Source organism: Pseudoalteromonas sp. NGC95, assembly GCF_015864705.1.
GTDB lineage: Bacteria > Pseudomonadota > Gammaproteobacteria > Enterobacterales > Alteromonadaceae > Pseudoalteromonas > Pseudoalteromonas arctica.
Map to the genome: position 1 here is coordinate 442,092 of NZ_JADYWR010000001.1, position 19,516 is coordinate 461,607.

The 19,516-nt window shown below is 39.2% G+C and carries 16 protein-coding genes; 7 read left to right on the plus strand and 9 right to left on the minus strand.

The genetic code is table 11. The annotated features are described in order from the left end of the window. Positions 1-156: 156 nt before the first annotated feature. From I6E70_RS01995 to I6E70_RS02015, 5 genes are read right to left on the minus strand one after another with little or no spacing between them, the layout of a single operon-like run. Complete coding sequence (locus I6E70_RS01995) at positions 157-2,262, minus strand: type IV pilus secretin PilQ (RefSeq protein WP_101217493.1); 2,106 nt, start codon at positions 2,260-2,262, stop codon at positions 157-159. Next, entirely contained in the window at positions 2,249-2,788 is a 540-nt protein-coding gene (locus I6E70_RS02000) for a pilus assembly protein PilP (protein WP_007586272.1), read from the minus strand. The genes I6E70_RS01995 and I6E70_RS02000 overlap by 14 nt, the downstream gene beginning before the upstream one ends. Next, positions 2,785-3,390, minus strand: a complete 606-nt coding sequence (locus I6E70_RS02005; protein ID WP_197187928.1) for a type 4a pilus biogenesis protein PilO — start codon at positions 3,388-3,390, stop codon at positions 2,785-2,787. Before I6E70_RS02005 ends, I6E70_RS02000 begins: the two co-directional genes overlap by 4 nt. Further along, positions 3,380-3,952 carry a PilN domain-containing protein gene (locus tag I6E70_RS02010; protein WP_121955551.1) on the minus strand — a complete coding sequence of 191 codons (573 nt, stop codon included), beginning with the start codon at positions 3,950-3,952 and terminating at the stop codon, positions 3,380-3,382. Before I6E70_RS02010 ends, I6E70_RS02005 begins: the two co-directional genes overlap by 11 nt. Continuing rightward, on the minus strand, positions 3,940-5,019 hold the full coding sequence (locus I6E70_RS02015) for a pilus assembly protein PilM (protein ID WP_024589891.1): 1,080 nt from the start codon (positions 5,017-5,019) through the stop codon (positions 3,940-3,942). Before I6E70_RS02015 ends, I6E70_RS02010 begins: the two co-directional genes overlap by 13 nt. Before the next feature lie 130 nt (positions 5,020-5,149). Here I6E70_RS02015 and I6E70_RS02020 point away from each other — a divergent pair, with 130 nt between their 5' ends. Next, entirely contained in the window at positions 5,150-7,642 is a 2,493-nt protein-coding gene (locus I6E70_RS02020) for a penicillin-binding protein 1A (protein ID WP_197187929.1), read from the plus strand. Positions 7,643-7,706: 64 nt separating this feature from the next. Here the strand turns inward: I6E70_RS02020 and metL are convergent, their stop codons facing one another. Further along, complete coding sequence (gene metL / locus I6E70_RS02025) at positions 7,707-10,052, minus strand: bifunctional aspartate kinase/homoserine dehydrogenase II (protein WP_197187930.1); 2,346 nt, start codon at positions 10,050-10,052, stop codon at positions 7,707-7,709. A gap of 5 nt (positions 10,053-10,057) precedes the next feature. Further along, positions 10,058-11,305, minus strand: a complete 1,248-nt coding sequence (gene metB / locus I6E70_RS02030; protein ID WP_101217490.1) for a cystathionine gamma-synthase — start codon at positions 11,303-11,305, stop codon at positions 10,058-10,060. Positions 11,306-11,594: 289 nt separating this feature from the next. Here metB and metJ point away from each other — a divergent pair, with 289 nt between their 5' ends. Beyond that, positions 11,595-11,915: a met regulon transcriptional regulator MetJ gene (gene metJ / locus I6E70_RS02035; protein WP_007586263.1), complete on the plus strand. Its 321-nt coding sequence runs from the start codon at positions 11,595-11,597 to the stop codon at positions 11,913-11,915. A gap of 83 nt (positions 11,916-11,998) precedes the next feature. Here metJ and I6E70_RS02040 read toward each other — a convergent pair whose 3' ends face one another. Together I6E70_RS02040 and rpmE are read right to left on the minus strand one after the other, a co-directional pair. Next, complete coding sequence (locus tag I6E70_RS02040) at positions 11,999-13,240, minus strand: malic enzyme-like NAD(P)-binding protein (RefSeq protein WP_007582028.1); 1,242 nt, start codon at positions 13,238-13,240, stop codon at positions 11,999-12,001. Between the two features lie 687 nt (positions 13,241-13,927). Further along, positions 13,928-14,143, minus strand: coding sequence for a 50S ribosomal protein L31 (gene rpmE / locus I6E70_RS02045; RefSeq protein WP_007582029.1), 216 nt, complete (start codon positions 14,141-14,143; stop codon positions 13,928-13,930). A 230-nt stretch (positions 14,144-14,373) separates the two neighbouring features. Between rpmE and priA the strand changes: the two genes are divergently transcribed. The 5 genes from priA to I6E70_RS02070 all read left to right on the plus strand — a co-directional run bounded on the left by priA (position 14,374) and on the right by I6E70_RS02070 (position 19,483). Beyond that, complete coding sequence (priA, locus tag I6E70_RS02050) at positions 14,374-16,560, plus strand: primosomal protein N' (RefSeq protein ID WP_197187931.1); 2,187 nt, start codon at positions 14,374-14,376, stop codon at positions 16,558-16,560. Positions 16,561-16,580: 20 nt separating this feature from the next. Continuing rightward, the gene (locus tag I6E70_RS02055) at positions 16,581-17,108 is read left to right on the plus strand and encodes an SPOR domain-containing protein (RefSeq protein ID WP_007582031.1); all 528 of its coding nucleotides are present in this window, start codon (positions 16,581-16,583) and stop codon (positions 17,106-17,108) included. Between the two features lie 79 nt (positions 17,109-17,187). Then, positions 17,188-17,706: an ATP-dependent protease subunit HslV gene (gene hslV / locus I6E70_RS02060; RefSeq protein WP_002958366.1), complete on the plus strand. Its 519-nt coding sequence runs from the start codon at positions 17,188-17,190 to the stop codon at positions 17,704-17,706. Positions 17,707-17,717: 11 nt separating this feature from the next. Next, positions 17,718-19,046 (plus strand): HslU--HslV peptidase ATPase subunit, encoded by a 1,329-nt coding sequence (gene hslU, locus I6E70_RS02065; RefSeq protein ID WP_007582032.1) that lies wholly within the window; start codon positions 17,718-17,720, stop codon positions 19,044-19,046. 62 nt (positions 19,047-19,108) lie between these two features. After that, positions 19,109-19,483, plus strand: a complete 375-nt coding sequence (locus tag I6E70_RS02070; protein WP_197187932.1) for a gamma-butyrobetaine hydroxylase-like domain-containing protein — start codon at positions 19,109-19,111, stop codon at positions 19,481-19,483. The last annotated feature ends 33 nt before the right edge of the window (positions 19,484-19,516 follow it).

The window sequence follows — 19,516 nt, forward strand, 5'->3', positions numbered from 1 at the left end:
TTGAAATAAAACCCCGCCTAACGACCTGGCCCCAAAATTAAGGAGGGGATTATCTCAGTAATTGCGGGGGTATTTCAAGTCAATTAGCATAAAAAGCCATATAACGAGCAATTAATCTAAATAATCACCCGTTGGTTAACATAAAACCACTGTATTTTAATCAATTTGTATTTTTGGTGTCACAAAAATAAGTAATTCACGCTTTTCATTAAACTCACTTGTGGTTTTAAATAGTCTTCCTACGTAAGGAATGTCACCTAAAATTGGCACTTTACTCGTAGTATTAATGATCTGCTGCTGGAAAATACCACCGAGTACTACGGTTTGTCCATTCTCAACTAACACTTGAGTTTGAATCTCTTGGGTATCAATAGACACTGCTTCACCTGTTCCAGTTTGTACAGTGTCACCACGTGTGTCTTGAGTAATAATTAAGTCTAGAATTACTTTATTATCAGGTGTGATATGAGGTGTTACTTCTAAGCTTAGTACCGCTTTTTTAAAGCTTACAGTAGTAGCACCACTTGAAGCTGACTCAGTGTAAGGGATTTCAGTACCTTGCTCTATTCGCGCTTTTTGCTGATTAGCCGCTATGATACGCGGACTAGCAATAATTTCGCCTTTATTCTCTTCTTCAAGAGCACTTAGCTCTAAATCAATTAATGTACCGTTAGCCAACTTTGCTATGTGCAAACCAATACTGGCCGCAGGATTAGAAATTGGTAAATTTACATTTAATCGATCTGAAATACTTGGCGCATTTGAAGTTGATGTCGCGTTATAAATACCTTCTGCGCCTTCAAGGGAGCCAGAAATACCAACACTACTACCTTGATCACTAAACCCCCAGCGTACGCCTAAGTCTTCAGTAACGTTATCGCGCACAGTTACCATTCGAGATTCGATTACAACCTGCTGTACCGGAATATCGAGTGTTTCTATCATCCGGCGAATGTTTTCTATACTCTTTACAGTATCTTTTACCAATAAAGTATTTGTACGCTGATCAACCGATACACTACCGCGGGCAGTTATAATACTGTTCCTATCTGTTTTTAATAAGTCAGCAAAATTTTCGGCTTTAGCATAGTTTAATCGAATGTATTCACTATAGAGTGGTTCTAAGTCTTCAACTTGCTGTTTAGCTTTTAAATCTTTAGCTTCACGTGCCGCAAGCTCCTCTGCAGGCGCTACCATTAAAATAGAGCCATCCATGCGTTTGTCTAGCCCTTTAATACGCAATACTACGTCAAGCGCTTGATCCCACGGTACGCCATCTAAGCGCAGTGTTATATTACCTGTCACTGAATCACTGGTTACTAAGTTAAAATCGTTATAACCCGCAATAATTTGTAGTGCTGCTCGCACAGAGATATCTTGAAAATTTAAGGTCATAGGGCGACCTTGATACTCAACGCCACCATCTAAATAGGCGTTTTGCGTTTCATCTTTTTCTACCGTCAGCGTTAAAATATTATCTATTTGCTGGTACGTAAATGTAAACTGGGCGTTTGGCTCAATAACGACACGACTTAATCCGTCTTCTTTAAAAGTCTCGATATTACTTACAACAGTACCAAAATCTAATACATCTAATTCATAAAGTAGGTCATCTAAAATATCGGTGTGATGAAAGTCAGCGTAAATTTTACCGCCACTTTCATGGACTTCAATTGCAGCTTGAGTGTCTTGTAAAAATACGAGTACTTTCGCTTCGCCCTTTTCACCACGTCTAAAATCAATTGATTGGATACGGTTGATGTAATTTCCACTTACATCACCTGAGTCCATCGCTACATCTTCATTTTCAGATTCTGTAAGAGGATTATCAGACACGCGTATTGATACTAAGTTGTTATGAACTTCAGTTTCATAAATTTTTAATCTATCTAAGTTTACCGTTACCTTTAAACCACTGTTAGTTAAAACATTAGTAACGCTGCTAATTCCAGCTTGATTAACTTCAACATCATTTAAACCAACCTCTAACTCTGCGGTATCAAAAAACATTTCGATTCGGGCTGGGCTATTAAACACCTGAACTTTTGGCTCAAGCGTTAACTCTTCATCAAAAACAAGCTGTAACTCAGTTTCGCCTTTAAGTAATGGATTATAACGAACATCATAAAGTAACGGCCCTGCAACGGCTGAATTTACAGTGACTAAAGCAACAGCAGCCAGTAATGTTCGTGAAATACGATGAAGCCAAAGTACATCCTTATGCATGCTATTTTTACCTTTTTTATTATTAATTTGCGCCATCTGTTGCCGCCTCTAACATTTCTAATTTAGTCAAGCGCTCTTTCCAACAGCCAGACCCATCAGGGATTAATTCCACTAACTCTATATAGTCGTTACTTACTGTTTTTACCTTGCCATCATAACTACCAAGGTAATTCCCTACCGTTACACGATGCAAAGTAGCGTCAGCTGCTGTTATTAATGCCCATATTTGTCCACTAGAACCAATTGTGCCTTTCATTGCTAAGTTATCTAGCGGGTATTTTTCTAACGGTTCGCGGCGACGCTCTTGATCTGGGTGCAAACAGTTTTTTACTTGCGTTAATTTATTTTGGATTATCTCAGGCTGAGGCGCTACAAACGGGCTACGTAGCTGACCAGCACTGTACTCAAATATTTCAAACTTTGTCAGCTCAGGAATTGATTCAACCTTTGGTGTTGTGCTTGCTTTTACCTGATCAATAAATTCTTTTTGCTCAGACGTATCATCATTACAACCACTCAAAACAAACACCATTACTACAGGTACTACGCGAAGGAGCTTCATTTTTTAACTCCTTCTTCATAACGATATGTTTTTGCAACAACACTAAATGTTAACTGTTTATCGCCCGATGATAAAATAGAAAAGTCATGTAAGCTTACAATTCGTGGTAACTGAGCTACTTTACCCACAAACCCTCCAAATTCATGGTAGGTCCCTATCACTTCTATTTTAATCGGTAATTCAGTATAAAATTCTTTCTCGACTTCTGGTAACCAACCTATTTTTAAAAAAGTCAAACCACTTGTTGTACCAACATACGACAAATCATCAAGTAAACCAGGGGTTTCGTTAGAGGTAGGTAAACGTTTTAATAATTGTGAAAACTTACCTTCCATTTCAATCATTTGTTGACGATAAACATCTATTCTACTAGCGACTGCGTATTTAGTACGATAAGTTGTGCGTAACTCGACCTCTTTCGCAACTGCACTGTGGTAACTATCAATTTCATCAGAAACTAACAGGCTATAACTAAAAAACAATACAAGTCCGGCAACAAACGTACAGCAAATTGCTTTAACTGCAATAGGCCAATCGCCAATGTTATCGAGCTCTATTTCATTCCAATCAATTTCACTCAGTGCTTTAAAATCAAGGCGCATCGCTAACCTCACCAATTTTATCAAATGGTTTTACATAAAATTCCATATTAAAATCACTAAGTAAACGCGAAGATTGATCGCCTGCAACAATGCCTTGCATTGAAGGATTCTCTAGTAAATATGAGCTTTGTACTTGGCGCAGCATTGTTGATAAACGGTTATTAGACTCACTGCGTCCCAATACATGTATTTGGCTGCCTCTGCGCTCGAGTTTTGTTAAATAGACCCCACCCGGCACTATTTTGGCAACTTCATCCATTATTTGCGTACCCAAATTACGGCTGCTTTGTAATTCTTCAATGAGCCTCATACGCTGTTGTAAGTTTTCTTTTCTTTTATCTAAACTTCTAATTTCACTTATTTTTTTATCGAGCATGCTAATTTCTGAGCTTAAATAGTTATTCTTTAAGTTTTGACCGTCTTTTAATGCACTATAAAAAGAGCTTAATAAGTACATACTCGCAAAACAAAGTATGACGACACCAATAAGTATAGTTACAAATTTCTTTTTCGATTCTTCGCGCTGCGATTCACGCCAAGGAAGTAGATTTATATGTGGCATGTTGAAAAGCTCCTTAATGCCAACCCTGTCGCAATTGCAAACTGCGTTTTGTGACGCTGCATTACATTACGATCTACTTTTGGAGAAATTTCCATATTTTCAAAAGGCTCAGCAACGACAGAGTGAATACCTAGTTCTTCAATGAGTAATCGGTCAATACCTTTAATCATCGATGTACCACCCGTTAATACAATATAGTCGATTTGCTCTTTGCCACTGGTTGTTAAAAACATTTGCACCGCGCGTCGCACCTGTTGAAGTAACGAGGTTTGAAAAGGGGCTAATACTTCAAAGGTGTAGTTTGGCGGTAAATCACCTGATGTTTTACCAATTTCAGCTTCATCAAATCCTTTATTATAATAAGCAACAATACTATTTGTATATTGGTCGCCACCAAAAACTTGGTCTCGTGTATAAATTGTTTCCCCAGCTTGAACAACGCTCACGAGCATTAAAACCGCACCAATATCAACCACAGCCACACATTTATTAAATGCGTCGCTAGGTAATTGTTGGTAATACACATCCATTGCACGACTTAATGCATAGCTTTCTACATCAACTATTTTAGCTTCTAAATTTGCAGCTTCTAAAGCGCCAACACGCGCTTCTACACTCTCAGTACGAGCAGCTGAAAGCAAAACATTCATTTTACTAGGATCGGCCTCATTCGTCGAAAGCTTCTCAAAGTCGAGGCTCACTTCATCAAGAGGATATGGAATTAAACTATCGGCTTCAATTTCAATTTGCGACTCAAGTTCAGCATCAGTTAACGATACATCCATGAAGATCACTTTTGTAATGACTGTTTGGCCAGAAACAGCCACTGCTGCAGATTTTAACGACTTTGGTAATTTTTTTCTTAATTTTGTAATTACGTTACCAATCGCTTCAATATCTTGAATTGTGCGCTCACTCATTGCGCCTTTTGGCATCGGCTCAATTGCAAGTGCTTCGAGTCGAAATCCAGTTTCAATTTCACGTAAAAGCACAGCCTTAATAGAGTGTGATCCAATATCAATTCCTACCATCATTTGGGACGGTTTTTGAAATAGTTGACTTAGCATGTTTCAACTTGGCCTTTGTTTTAATAATAAACAAGTTATAATTTTTATATGAAAAAATATTATTCATTTTTTAATCAATATATACTAGCAGTCAAAACTCGCAATTGGGAGTCCATTTAGGGAAATATAAGTGATTTTATTAAAACGAACTTTACAATTTTTTATCATTTGTGTGTTAATTGGTCTGATTACTTTGATCAGTCTTTATTACTACGTTAAACCTGATATCCCCAGTGTGCAAGTTTTAAAAGACGTGCAATTACAAACTCCTATGCAAGTATTCACTAAAGATGGGCTTTTAATCAATCAATTTGGTGAAAAACGTCGTATTCCAGTGACTATTGATGAAATTCCTCAAACACTCATTAATGCATTTTTAGCGACAGAAGATAATCGATTTTACGATCATATAGGCATAGACCCTATTGGTATAGTACGTTCGGCTGTTGTTCTTATATCTACTGGCGAGAAAAAACAAGGTGCAAGTACTATTACTATGCAGCTTGCTCGTAATTTCTTTTTAACACGCGAAAAAGCATATATTCGTAAAGTTAAAGAAATATTTATAGCGCTTCATATTGAAGGAGTGTTAACAAAAGACGAAATTTTAGAGCTTTACCTTAATAAAATAGAATTAGGTAATCGTGCTTTCGGTATTGGTGCAGCAGCGCAAGTTTATTACGGTAAAGAGCTAAAAGATTTAACACTTGCACAAATGGCGATGATTGCAGGTTTACCTAAAGCACCTTCAGCTTTAAACCCAATTCGTAACCCAACGCGTGCAAAAGCACGCCGAAATGTAGTTTTAGGCCGTTTACTGACCGAAGACTATATAACACAAGAGCAATATAACGAAGCAACTAGCCAACCTATTACAGCTTATTTTCACGGTGCAGAAATAAACTTATACGCACCGTATATCTCTGAAATGGTGCGCGCTGAAATGGTTTCGCGCTATGGGGTAGATAAAGCCTACAACTCTGGTTTTAAAATTTTTACCTCAGTAGAGTCAAAGGTTCAAAAAGCAGCGCAAAACGCACTAGTAAATAACTTACACAGTTACGATATGCGTCATGGTTTTAGAGGTCCAACTGATGTTTTATGGAATCCTGAAACACAACCAGCTTTAACTGAGCAACAAATACTCAATAAATTACAGAGCGTAAATGAGTTAGGCACTTTAAAAGTTGCAGCAGTACTTAGTGTTAATAATAAAACAGCTACAGTACTACTTAAAAACGGTGAGCAAGCAACCCTCAGTTGGGATAGTTTAAAATGGGCGCGTAAGTATATTACTCGCTACCGCCAAAGCTTTGCTCCAAAAGCAGCTACTGATATTTTAACGCCAGGTATGCAAATATGGGTACGTCAAAACGAAGATAACAGCTACTTATTAAGCCAAATACCAGAAGCATCAAGCGCTATTGTATCCCTCGATCCACAAGACGGTAGAATAAAAGCTATTGTAGGGGGTTATAGCTTTGAGCAAAGTCAATACAACCGAGCGATACAAGCTAAGCGTCAAGTGGGTTCTAATATAAAACCTTTTATATATTCAGCAGCACTTGAAAAAGGTTACACGCTTGCGTCTATATTAAATGATGCACCTATAAACCAATGGGATAAGAGCCAAGGCGTAGCATGGCGTCCTAAAAACAGCCCTGCTGTTTACAACGGTCCTATTCGAATTCGCCGTGCTTTAGCACAGTCTAAAAACGTTATTTCGGTGCGCTTACTACGTGGTGTTGGATTGCAACGTACAGCTGATCACTTACTAAAATTTGGTTTTAAAGACGCTGACATTAACCGTAGTGAATCATTAGCACTTGGTAGTGCTTCTATTACCCCACTTGAACTTGCAAGAGGCATGAGCACATTTGCCAATGGCGGTCATTTAATTGAACCTTACTTTATCTCAGAAATTCAAGACGCTTACGGCAATGTATTGTTTAAAGCAAACCCTGCTCTTGCCTGTGACGAAGAGCCTTTGCCAACAAACAATGCACTCTCAATGCATAATAGTGATGATGAAATGGAGCAAACGAAAAAATGTGCGCCGAGAATTATTTCTAAGCAAAATGCATTTTTAATTGCTGATGCTATGAATAGTGCAATTTGGGGGGGTGGTAGCTGGGCTCATAAAACAGGTTGGAGTGGAACCGGTTGGCGAGCACAAGCGCTAGATCGTCGCGACATTTCAGGTAAAACAGGCACAACTAATGACTCAGTAGATACCTGGTTTAGCGGTTTTAATAGTAATGTGATGACCTCAGTTTGGGTTGGCTTTGATAATCCGGGCAACGCTCTTGGTCGCTCTACATATAATAACAACCTAGATAGCAGCCAAATATCAGGTGCGGAATCTGGCGCTAAAACCGCGCAGCCAGCTTGGATTGAATTTATGAAAGCGGCACTTGAAGGCAAGCCTGAAGCCCCAATTGAGCCGCCTGAGGGACTTGTTTCTATTCGTATTGATTTAGCTACCGGCTTACTTAGCCATAAAAATGATTACACGAGTCGATTTGAATATTTTGAAAAAGGTACTGCACCTACAAAGTATGTGCTATCTCAGCCTAACGATATATTTGAAGAAGACACTAAAACAGAAGAAGAGCTATTTTAATAATATGTATGTAATACAAAAACGGCAGCTTATTTAAGCTGCCGTTTTTGTTTAAGCCAAAGGTTTATTTTAAGTTTTGAACAAGCCAATATAAATCAGAGTGCACACCCGCAGCGGTCACTTCTCTACCCGCTCCTGGCCCCTGAATCACTAATGCGTTATCGCTATACCATTTGCTATTAATTACAAAAATATTATCGCCAGGTGTAAGGTTTGCTAACGCATCGCCATTAGGCACATACGCTATTCCCACTTTAGCAATTACTTCACCTTGTGTGATTTCTAACAAGCCCGTATATCTAAGTACTAAATTTTTAGACTTTGCTATCACTGCATGCTCTTCGATGAACGCGTCTAGCTGTGCTTTTTTATTTAAAAAGTCATCCCAACTTCCCAGCGCAAGTTCATCTGGCATCAATGCCGATAAGCTAATATCGTCAAGTTCAAGCTCAACACCTAGCTCTCGAGCTAAAATAAGTAGCTTACGCTGCATATCTCGCCCAGATAAATCTTCGCGAGGGTCTGGCTCTGTGAATCCCATTTTCTGAGCTTCCAGTAGCAACTCAGAAAATGGCCTTGTTCCATCATATTTACTGCATAACCACGAAAGCGTGCCTGAGAAAACACCTTCTATACGTGTTATTTTATCGCCACTATTTTGCAAATCAGCCAAAGCAAAGTTAATAGGTAAGCCAGCGCCTACACTGGTGTTATATCGCCAATGTAAATTACGTTCTGTAATATTACTACGAAGTGCTTTATACCAAGTAGTCGGTGCTGTTCCAGCGTATTTATTAGCACTAATTAAATGACAGTTTCTATCTACAAAGTCTGGATATAACAAGCTAAATTGTTCACTTGCGGTAATATCAATTACAATTTTATGCTCGTAATCGAGCTCATTTATAGCATTCAGTAAATCTGCAGATTGATAGCTATTTGCCTCATGCTGCCATTGAGTTTTCCATTGCTGTGTATTAATACCACTTGCATTAAACAGCATTTTTTTAGAGCGAATTAGACCGACTAATTTAATACTAAAGTCATCCGATAAACGCTCAAATTGTGCCGATAACTGTTTAATGAAAACGTCGCCAACGTTACCAAGCCCCGCAACTATAATTGCGATTTCTTGGCCTTTATTAATTAGCTTATCGTGTAAGTCACTTTGTATATCACTATCTATAAATTGATCGGTAAGCAATAAAGCATAGCCAGTATCTTGATGGACAAAACGAGGTTTTATGCTGTGGAGTTTTAATAAATCTAATGCTTGTAAGCTTAATGTATTAACGTCTTGCTCAGGCGCTACAATTGCACAACCGTTTAAATTTGACTCGCTAATATTTGCCCTACCCGCAAAATAATTAATAACCAGATAAGTTTGTGCTGCAGGTACTACTAAATACACTTCACCATTATGGTTAAAGTGATGAAGGCTATGCTGAATAAGCTGACTAACACTTGCAACCTCACCTTCACTTAATCCTTCAACCATTAATAGGTCAACATTTTGCAACGTGGTTATAAAGCGCTTTTTCTTCGCTGAACCTTCTTTGACTATATCTGTTGGACTTGCTTGTACGTCAAAACTACTGCGAACAGCTAGCTTAATATCTGTGTTTTTAAGTGGCGATAGTGTTTTTGCATGTAATACAGGGTTACCTAAACGAGCTAATAAATTAGCTTGCCCACGGCAAATTTTGCCGTATTTAATCGCTTTTTTTACCTTTCGAGGATCAGTGCTATACACTCCCTGTGTATCAGTCCAAATACATACTTGCTTAGCATTGCAATAATTTGCAAGTAGTGTTGCACTGTAGTCACTGCCATTTCGGCCAAGCGTTACTGTCTCGCCTTTGATATCTGCGGCAATAAACCCAGTAACAACATTTATTTTATTAGGCAAAATTAACTGCCCACATTGCTGCGCATTTTGCGCATGCATTAATTCGCCATCATTTAAGGTAAAAAGAGTACGTGCATCTTGAGCGCATGCCTCAATATTTAGCTGCTGTAAATAAGTAGAGAGTAAACGTGCTGACCACAGTTCGCCATGTGCAAGTAATGCAGCCTCTTTTAGCTGCTCAGCTTGAGCAAGTTCTGCAATATAGCTAAGTTCGATACTTAGTGTTTTAAGTGCACTTCGTTTTAAATCGGCTTCTAATAGCAGCTCTATTAAATCACTTTGATGGTTATTTAACTGCAGTAAAATATCAGCTACTGCTTGAGTATCTTGTTTTTGATAGCTTTGCCAAAGTAATACTAGCGTATCGGTTGTCTTACCCGCAGCCGATACCACCACACAATCACCCGGTTGAGTATGTGTAATTATTATTTTTGCTACGCTTTGGTATCGCTCACTTGAGCTTAAACTCGAGCCACCAAATTTATGTATACAATTAACCATATTAATCACCAAAGCGCCGGACGAGCTGCACTTAATTTAACGTTACCACCAGAAGTGCCTGCTCCTTTGCCTACACGGCCAACATTTTTATTTTGCCCTGGTTTTACAAGTTCAAACACTCGCTCAAAATCAGCGACTAAATCGTGTATATCTTCAATACCTACCGAAATACGAATAAGCGTATCGCCCACGCCCGCTTCTAAACGTGCTGTTGCCTCCATACCTGCGTGCGTCATAGTTGCAGGGTGACAAATTAAGCTCTCTACGCCACCTAGTGACTCAGCTAAACTAAACGTTTTAAGGCTAGTTAAAAATGCCGCAGCGTCGTTTATATCGCCTTTAATATCAAAACTAACCATGCCACCAAAACCAAGTTGCTGTGCTTTAGCTAGCTCATGTTGAGGATGTGACTCAAGACCTGGGTAGTAAACTTGGCTTACATATTCAGAGCTTTCAAGATACTTAGCTATTGCCAGTGCATTTTCTTGATGCTGCCTTAGGCGCACATTTAAAGTACGTAAACCACGAAGCGTTAAATAGCTATCAAAAGGCGCACCCGTAATACCAATGTTATTAGCCCACCAAGCAAGCTCATCGCCTAACTCTTGTGTTGCGGCAATAACAGCGCCGCCTACTACATCTGAGTGTCCGTTAATGTATTTAGTGGTTGAATGCACCACAATATCTACACCAAAATTAATAGGATTTTGTAAAGCAGGCGACAAAAACGTGTTATCTGCAGCCACCAATGCACCGCATTGCTTTGCAACATCGGTAACCGCTTTAATATCTGTTAAACGAAGTACTGGGTTACTTGGGGTTTCTATCCAAATAAGCTTAGGTTTAATTACTAAAATTTGTTGAAGACTTTCTTCTTTTGTTAAATCTAATATTTCGAGCTTTAGTAGTCCGCGTTTTTGTAAAGATGTAAATAAACGATAGCTGCCACCATAACAATCATGTGGAATTACTAACGTATCGTCACTATTAAGTAGCTGAGTAGCTAAATGCACGGCAGCCATGCCTGTAGCTGTAATTATGCCACGAGCGCCACCTTCAAGCTTAGCAAGCGTCTCAGCTAAAATATCACGATTAGGATTACCGCTACGACCATAATCATACTCACGCTTAGTATCAAAGTCGGCAAACGAATAAGTAGTCGATAAATAAATTGGCGGTACCACCGCACCATGATGTTTATCAGCATCAACGCCGTTACGTACAGCAATGGTCGCTTTGTTTTTTTCGCTCATATTCGTCACCTGATTAATTTGGATGTTTAGACGTCTAAAAGAGTAAGTTATCCGTTTTGATAAGTCAAAGTATTTTAAAGCTCTAGATGGCTAAAAGTAGAAGGGGCCTCTGCGAATAACACATTTTAGCTCACAAAAGTGTGCTTATCTTTACACCTACAATAGGCTTATTAAGATAGATCGGTATCTATTATTTGACTATCTTTTTTAAATCGATAGAATTTCACGCATATTTACACGCTTTTTATACCGTGTGAGAAATTAATAATCTGAGGCAACGATACATCTTATGGCTAAATGGAATGGTGAGTATATTCACCCATACGCAGAACACGGTAAAAAATCAGAGCAAGTTAAAAAGATCACCGTTTCGATCCCGCTAAATGTATTAAAGGTATTAACTGACGAACGTACACGTCGTCAAATCAATAACCTTCGCCATGCTACAAATAGTGAATTGCTATGTGAGGCATTTTTGCATGCTTTTACTGGCCAACCTTTACCAAATGACGATGACTTACGTAAAGATAACGCCGAAAAAGTGCCAGAAGAAGTTAAAAAAATAATGCAAGAAATGGGTCTAGAAGTACCCGTTTTAAACGAAGAATAAATATTACAAAGACAAAAAAAACCTCAGTAATTACTGAGGTTTTTTTATGTCTAAATTTTATTGTATAGCTCTACTGTATAGATTTACTGCATATAGTTTTCAGGTAGCTCAATTTGTGCAACACCTGACTCAATAGCAGCAAGTGCAACAGCTCTTGCTATACGCGGCAGTAAACGTGGATCCATTGGTTTTGGAATAATATACTGCGCACCAAATTCTAGTTTATCTACACCAGCGGCTTTTAAAACTTCTGCAGGTACTGGCTCTTTGGCAATACTTCGAATAGCATCTACTGCAGCAATTTTCATTTCATCGTTAATAGCGCTTGCACGTACATCAAGCGCACCACGGAAAATAAACGGGAAACATAAAACATTATTAACTTGGTTAGGGTAATCAGAGCGCCCTGTTGCCATGATTAAATCGTTGCGTGCGCCGTGCGCAAGTGCAGGATCAATCTCAGGATCTGGATTTGAACATGCAAACACAACTGGTTTTGCAGCCATTAGCTTTAAATCTTCAGCCGCTAATAAGTTAGGGCCAGAAACACCCACAAATACATCTGCATCTGCAATTACATCTTGCAATGTACGCTTATCGGTATTATTAGCAAAAAGCTGTTTGTATTCATTTAAGTCATCGCGGCGGGTATGAATAACACCTTTGCGGTCAAGCATATAAATGTGTTCACGCAGTGCGCCACACTTAATTAACAGCTCCATACACGCAACAGCGGCAGCGCCTGCACCTAAACATACAATAATTGCATCTTCAATTGACTTACCTTGTACTTCTAGCGCATTTAACATACCAGCAGCCGTTACAATGGCAGTACCGTGTTGATCGTCATGAAAAACAGGAATACTACAACGCTCTATTAATGCTTTTTCTATTTCAAAACACTCTGGTGCTTTAATATCTTCAAGGTTAATACCACCGAATGTGTCGGCAATGTTGGCAACCGTATTAATAAAGTCTTCTGTTGTTTTGTGCTTAACTTCAATATCGATAGAATCAAGCCCTGCAAAACGTTTAAACAATAACGCTTTACCTTCCATTACAGGCTTAGACGCTAAAGGACCTAAATTACCAAGGCCTAGAATTGCAGTACCATTAGTAATAACCGCAACCATGTTACCTTTACCAGTATATTTATAAGCATTTGCAGGATCTGCAGCTATTTCACGTACAGGTTCGGCAACACCTGGGCTATACGCAAGTGCAAGATCATGAGCCGTTTCAGCTGGTTTTGTAAGCTCAATGCTAATTTTACCTGGTACGGGATGTGAGTGGTAATGTAGTGCTTGTTCACGAAAGTCAGACATAACGCGATGGTATCCTGCAATTTAAGTTAAAGTGAGAGATGGAGTCTTGGGGTACGATACCCTTATTATTTTTAAATTCCAAGCAATATCAGGTCTATCCTGTTATATGCTATATCCTTTAATTTTAAGAGGTTTTTCAGTAACTTTGCAGGATTATATCAACATTTAATAAATAAAAATTCACCTAAAAAGTAAGTTTTAAGGTGCTTTTATGCCTATCAAAATCTTATAAAATGTATACTTAAAGTATCAGCATAAACTTAGAATAACAGCCTACTACCCTACTTTAAAAACAGATAAGCCCACGTTAGCTACTTTTATCAACCTAGTTAAAAATTGTACTATTTAAAATATAGAGAATATCTATCGATTTGTCTGTAAAGGATTATGTATACTCAGAATAAGAATAGGAAATAGTTATGCAAAAGGAGGGGATAGTTAAAATCAACGAAATAATACCAATCTGCTTATATATGGGGTCTATTTAACGTTAAGAAAATTACGCTAGAACTAGGCAAAAATTTTTGTATCTAATTGTTCTAAATAAAAAATTTTAACGACGTTATAGTGCAATTTAATTCGTTAAATTGCTCAAAGATTTATGTAGGTTAGTTTAAGATAATAAATAACAAATTTTAGGCACAAAAAAAGCACCCTAAGGTGCTTTTTTTAACTAAACAGCAATAATTACTTCTTGCTGGCAAGTGCACCGAAGCGCTTGTTGAAGCGATCAACACGTCCGCCAGTGTCTAAAACTTTTTGCTTACCAGTGTAAAACGGGTGACACGCAGAACATACGTCTAAGTGAATGTCTTTACAAAGAGTTGAGCTAGTTTCGAATTTATTTCCACATGAACATGTTGCAGAAATTACTTCGTACTTAGGGTGAATACCTTCTTTCATAGGAACCTCTAGTTAAGGCCGCATCGCTCTCCAAACCCGGAGTTTGGCACCATACGTCGTTAAAACAAATTTGTTGGTGGCGGATTTTATCCAACAACCTCCCCCCACACAAGTATTTATTTATATTTTTGCCAAAAAAGTGAACAATCTCTGTCTCAAGCGCTATTGCTAGTAGGTTTTTAGCGTTATTTTTAGTACATTACAGCATTAATTTTACGGGTTGAGTTGTTATGAGTTTTGTTGAAGTTGCTATTAAAGTCCCGCTTCCACGCACCTTTGATTATAAAATAGAAGAACAGCTCAGTGGCTTATCAACTCCTTTACTACCTGGCATGCGGGTTTTGGTACCTTTTGGTAATCAAAAGAAAGTAGCGGTTGTTTTGAGTATTAAAAGCAGTACCGACGTCCCTTTAAATAAAATTAAAAATATTATAGAGGTAATAGACGACGCCCCTATTTTAAGTGCCCAGCATTTAGAACTCCTTAGCTTTACTGCCCGCTATTATTGCTATCCATTAGGCGAAACTATTCATATAGCGCTACCTGGTGCACTTCGCCAAGGTGAATCGCCTGATAAAACCAGTATTAATATGGTTGCCCTGACAGAAAAAGGTGCAAAAGTACCGTCATTAAAAGCTAAAACACAGCTCAACCTATTAAAGCAGTTATCGCAATCAGGTAAGTCATCATTAACTGAGTTAAAAGCACTGGGCTTTAGTAAAAAAACAATAGATAGCTTAATAGATAAAGAACTCATAACACAAACTATTGAGCACGATAACCAATGGCAAAGTGTTGCGCCAACCGTCGGTAGTAAACCAGTACTTAATAAAGAACAAGCGGTTGCTTGCACAGCTATAAATCAAAGTACTGGCTTTAGCAGCTTCTTATTAGAAGGCGTAACGGGCAGCGGTAAAACCGAAGTGTATTTACAGTGCCTAGAAGAAGTACTCAAACGTGGCGAGCAAGCCCTCGTACTCGTGCCCGAAATCGGCCTAACACCACAAACCGTAAACCGTTTTCGCCGCCGCTTTCCTGATACACCCATTATGCTTTGGCACTCAGCACTTACCGACAACGAACGTTTACAAACATGGCGTTTTTGCGAAAAAGGCAGTTGCGCGATAGTTATTGGCACGCGTTCGAGTATTTTTCTGCCATTTTTAAAACTCGGTATGATTGTTGTTGATGAAGAACACGACTCGTCATTTAAACAACAAGATACCCTTCGTTACCATGCTCGTGATTTAGCCGCTTACAGAGCTTTTCAGCATAAAATTCCGCTTATATTAGGCAGCGCCACACCCGCGCTTGAAACACTTCACAAAGCAATTAATAACAAATACCAGCTATTAAGTTTAACCGAGCGCGCGCAAACAGCGACTGACAACCAGTTTAAGTTACTCGATATGAAAGGTCAGCCCGACCAAGCAGGTATTGCACATGCAAGCCTTGCTACTATGCGTCAGCACTTAAATCGCGGTAAACAGGTTATGGTATTTTTAAATCGCCGAGGTTTCTCACCCACCCTTATTTGCCATGAGTGCGGTTGGTTGAGCGAGTGTAAACGATGCAGTACCAGCGCTACATTTCATAAAGCGATTGGGCAAATGATCTGTCATCACTGTGGCGACCAGTACCCTGTCCCTCACCAATGCCCTGACTGTGGAAGTACGCAAATATTTCCTAACGGTAAAGGCACAGAGCAAATTGAAGAGTTTTTATCGACCGAATTCCCTGATACACCTGTTACTCGTATAGACCGCGATTCAACTCGCCGTAAAGGTAGCCTTGAAAAAGCACTTGATGAAATAAACCTAGGGGGCGCACGCATTTTAGTGGGCACACAAATGCTTGCCAAAGGCCATCACTTTGCAGATGTAAGCCTTGTTATAATTTTAGATGTAGATAGCGGCTTATACTCATGCGACTTTAGAGCAACAGAACACTTAGCGCAATTAGTCACCCAAGTAGCGGGGCGTGCTGGACGTTCAGGTGAGCCTGGCCAAGTGTTATTACAAACACACTTTCCAGAACACCCTCTTTTACAAGACTTAGTTAATAATGGTTACCAAGACTTTGCCCGCTTTGCACTGAGTGAGCGCGATGATGCTGACTTACCGCCAATTACAAATATGGCCATTGTGCGTGCACAAGGGCATAGTATTAAACTAGTCGTCGATTTTTTGACGGATTTGGTTCCTGTGAATGGGGTATCTGGTATACAATTGCTCGGTCCGATCCCTGCCCCACTTGAAAGAGTCGCAGGTATGTATCGTTTTCAATTACATATTCAAGCGCAAGATCGTCGCATATTACATCAGTACCTTGCGCAAATGGTTGATTATTTAAGTACCAGTAAACTTGCACAAAAAGTACGCTGGAGCTTAGACGTAGACCCTATAGACATGATTTAGGTTAAGGCCAAAATAACACCATGGCACAGCACGATTATATTAATAAAAAGCCTGCAGGCAGAAACAGTAAAAAAAACGCACCCGCTAAAAAACCATTTCCTATTCTTTTAGCCGTTATAGCCATCTTACTTGTAGGTGGTTTTGCCTACACACTATGGTTTATAAAAAGTAATGCCGATCCAAAACTTGTCGAAAAACAAGCTAACCCAACTGCACCCGCAAAAGTAGAAGTTGTTATTCCACGTACACCGGAATTTATTAAAGAAATTAGAAACCACGAGATTCAAGTTGAAGTAAAAGAACTTGAGCAAAAAGGCCCTTATGTTATGCAATGCGGTTCGTTCAGAACTCATGCACAAGCTGAATCGTTAAAAGCTAAAATCGCATTTGCAGGGCTCATTTCTGAGATAAAACAGGCTGAAGGCAGCAATGGTACTTGGTATAAAGTACGTTTAGGTCCTTATAAAACCAAACGCCAAGCCGAAAGCGATAAAAACAAACTTAAACGTGTAAAAATAGTCGGCTGCGGAATTTGGGGCTGGACTTGAAAATAAACCATTCACCCATATAACCTCATCATAATCGTTTTTTACGAGTTGCCTCTGCAGCTCGATGATGAGGAATAACATGACTACTATCGTAAGTGTTCGCCGCGGCGACAAAGTTGTAATTGGCGGCGATGGCCAAGTTTCACTTGGTAACACCGTAATGAAGGGCAACGCCCGCAAAGTTCGACGTCTTTATAATGGCAAAGTAATCGCTGGTTTTGCCGGCGGTACTGCTGATGCCTTCACTCTTTTCGAACGTTTTGAAAGCAAATTAGAAATGCACCAAGGTAACCTAACTAAAGCCGCAGTAGAAATGGCTAAAGATTGGCGAAGTGACCGTGCACTTCGAAAACTCGAAGCACTGCTCGCCGTAGCAGACGAAACAGCCTCTTTAATTATTACCGGTAATGGCGATGTAGTTCAGCCAGAAAACGATTTAATTGCAATTGGTAGTGGTGGTAACTTTGCACAATCAGCTGCAACCGCCCTTTTAGAAAATACAGATTTAAGCGCTCGTGAAATAGTAGAGAAAAGCTTAACTATTGCAGGCAACATCTGCGTATTTACTAATAACTTCCAAACAATCGAAGAATTATAATAGGAACTATTATGTCTGATATGACCCCAAGAGAAATTGTTCACGAGCTAGATCAGCACATTATAGGTCAGGCTAAAGCTAAAAAAGCGGTCGCTATTGCGCTTCGTAATCGCTGGCGCCGTATGCAATTAAATGAAGATTTACGCAGTGAAGTAACACCAAAAAATATATTAATGATTGGTCCAACAGGTGTAGGTAAAACAGAAATTGCCCGCCGTTTAGCAAAACTTGCTAACGCACCATTCATTAAAGTAGAAGCGACTAAATTTACTGAAGTTGGTTATGTTGGTAAAGAAGTAGATACGATCATACGTGACCTCGTTGATGTTTCAATTAAAATGACTCGCGAACAGCAAACTAAAAAGTTTAAACATCGCGCCGAAGAAGCAGCAGAAGAGCGAATCTTAGATGCACTTTTACCACCGGTTAAAGATCAATATGGCGAAAGCCAACGCGACGATACTTCATCTACTCGCCAAACATTTCGTAAAAAATTACGTGAAGGTCAATTAGATGATAAAGAAATCGAGATTGAATTAGCGCAAGCTCAATCAAACGTAGAAATTATGGCGCCTCCTGGTATGGAAGATATGACCAACCAGTTACAAAGCATGTTTCAAAACATGGGCGGCGATAAACGCACTAAACGTAAGTTAAAAATTAAAGAAGCCTTCAAACTATTAACGGAAGAAGAAGCCGCTAAATTAGTAAACCCTGAAGAGCTAAAAGAACAAGCTATTTTTGCAGTAGAGCAAAACGGTATTGTGTTTATTGATGAAATAGACAAAATTTGTAAACGTGGTGATTCTTCAGGCCCTGATGTGAGCCGAGAAGGTGTTCAGCGCGACTTACTACCGCTAATTGAAGGCTCAACAGTAAACACTAAACACGGTATGGTTAAAACTGACCATATGTTGTTTATTGCCTCAGGTGCGTTCCAAATGTCTAAACCATCAGACATGATACCTGAGCTACAAGGTCGCTTACCGATTCGAGTAGAACTTGAGCCACTAACTGCAGATGACTTTAAACGTATCCTGACAGAGCCGCATGCATCGCTTACTGAGCAACAACGAGAGCTCCTTAAAACTGAGCAAGTAACGATTGAGTTTAGTGATGATGCTATTGAGCGTATTGCTAAGGCTGCGTGGCAAGTTAACGAAAAAACCGAAAACATCGGTGCTCGTCGCTTGCATACTGTGATGGAAAGATTGATGGAAGAAATTTCATACGATGCTTCTGAAAAAGCAGGTTCATCACTTGTTATTGACGCCGCTTACGTTGAAAAACATCTAGGTGCACTTGTTGAAGATGAAGACTTAAGCCGCTTCATTCTATAAAACGAATATAAACGTTATACTAAAAGCCTCCAGATTGGGGGCTTTTTAATGGGATATATAAAATGAAACACGTTACAAAAGTGCATTACCACAGCGTGAGTAAAAATTTAGATGTTTATTTTGACGACGATAGCCAAGCAATCTTTAGCTGTGAATTTTTACGCGTTCACTCTCCCTCTGCTGAAGTGCAAGGCCATGGCTCTGGTCCAATGAAGCTAGTACTTAATAAACAATCTGTAGGTATAAAAAACATAGTACCTGTTGGGCATTATGCACTGCGTTTAGATTTCGATGATGGTCACAATAGCGGACTGTTCAGTTGGAGTTACTTTGAAAAACTACAAGCGCAGCAACAAACGTTGAGCGATGAATATTCGGCACGCGTAGCCGATCACGAACAAAACAAAAACAGTGTACCAATAAAGTTTATTCCTTAAACCTTATTGGTAACTTTAGGTGGGTATTTTTAG

Bases quoted from the DNA above. Each gene is read 5' to 3' on its own strand.
- rpmE (WP_007582029.1), bottom strand. From the start codon at position 14,143: ATGAAAGAAGGTATTCACCCTAAGTACGAAGTAATTTCTGCAACATGT.
- I6E70_RS02015 (WP_024589891.1), bottom strand. From the start codon at position 5,019: ATGCTAAGTCAACTATTTCAAAAACCGTCCCAAATGATGGTAGGAATT.
- I6E70_RS02040 (WP_007582028.1), bottom strand. From the start codon at position 13,240: ATGTCTGACTTTCGTGAACAAGCACTACATTACCACTCACATCCCGTA.
- I6E70_RS02000 (WP_007586272.1), bottom strand. From the start codon at position 2,788: ATGAAGCTCCTTCGCGTAGTACCTGTAGTAATGGTGTTTGTTTTGAGT.
- I6E70_RS02070 (WP_197187932.1), top strand. From the start codon at position 19,109: ATGAAACACGTTACAAAAGTGCATTACCACAGCGTGAGTAAAAATTTA.
- priA (WP_197187931.1), top strand. From the start codon at position 14,374: ATGAGTTTTGTTGAAGTTGCTATTAAAGTCCCGCTTCCACGCACCTTT.
- I6E70_RS02005 (WP_197187928.1), bottom strand. From the start codon at position 3,390: ATGCGCCTTGATTTTAAAGCACTGAGTGAAATTGATTGGAATGAAATA.
- I6E70_RS02055 (WP_007582031.1), top strand. From the start codon at position 16,581: ATGGCACAGCACGATTATATTAATAAAAAGCCTGCAGGCAGAAACAGT.
- metL (WP_197187930.1), bottom strand. From the start codon at position 10,052: ATGGTTAATTGTATACATAAATTTGGTGGCTCGAGTTTAAGCTCAAGT.
- hslU (WP_007582032.1), top strand. From the start codon at position 17,718: ATGTCTGATATGACCCCAAGAGAAATTGTTCACGAGCTAGATCAGCAC.
- metJ (WP_007586263.1), top strand. From the start codon at position 11,595: ATGGCTAAATGGAATGGTGAGTATATTCACCCATACGCAGAACACGGT.
- I6E70_RS02010 (WP_121955551.1), bottom strand. From the start codon at position 3,952: ATGCCACATATAAATCTACTTCCTTGGCGTGAATCGCAGCGCGAAGAA.
- I6E70_RS01995 (WP_101217493.1), bottom strand. From the start codon at position 2,262: ATGGCGCAAATTAATAATAAAAAAGGTAAAAATAGCATGCATAAGGAT.
- metB (WP_101217490.1), bottom strand. From the start codon at position 11,305: ATGAGCGAAAAAAACAAAGCGACCATTGCTGTACGTAACGGCGTTGAT.
- hslV (WP_002958366.1), top strand. From the start codon at position 17,188: ATGACTACTATCGTAAGTGTTCGCCGCGGCGACAAAGTTGTAATTGGC.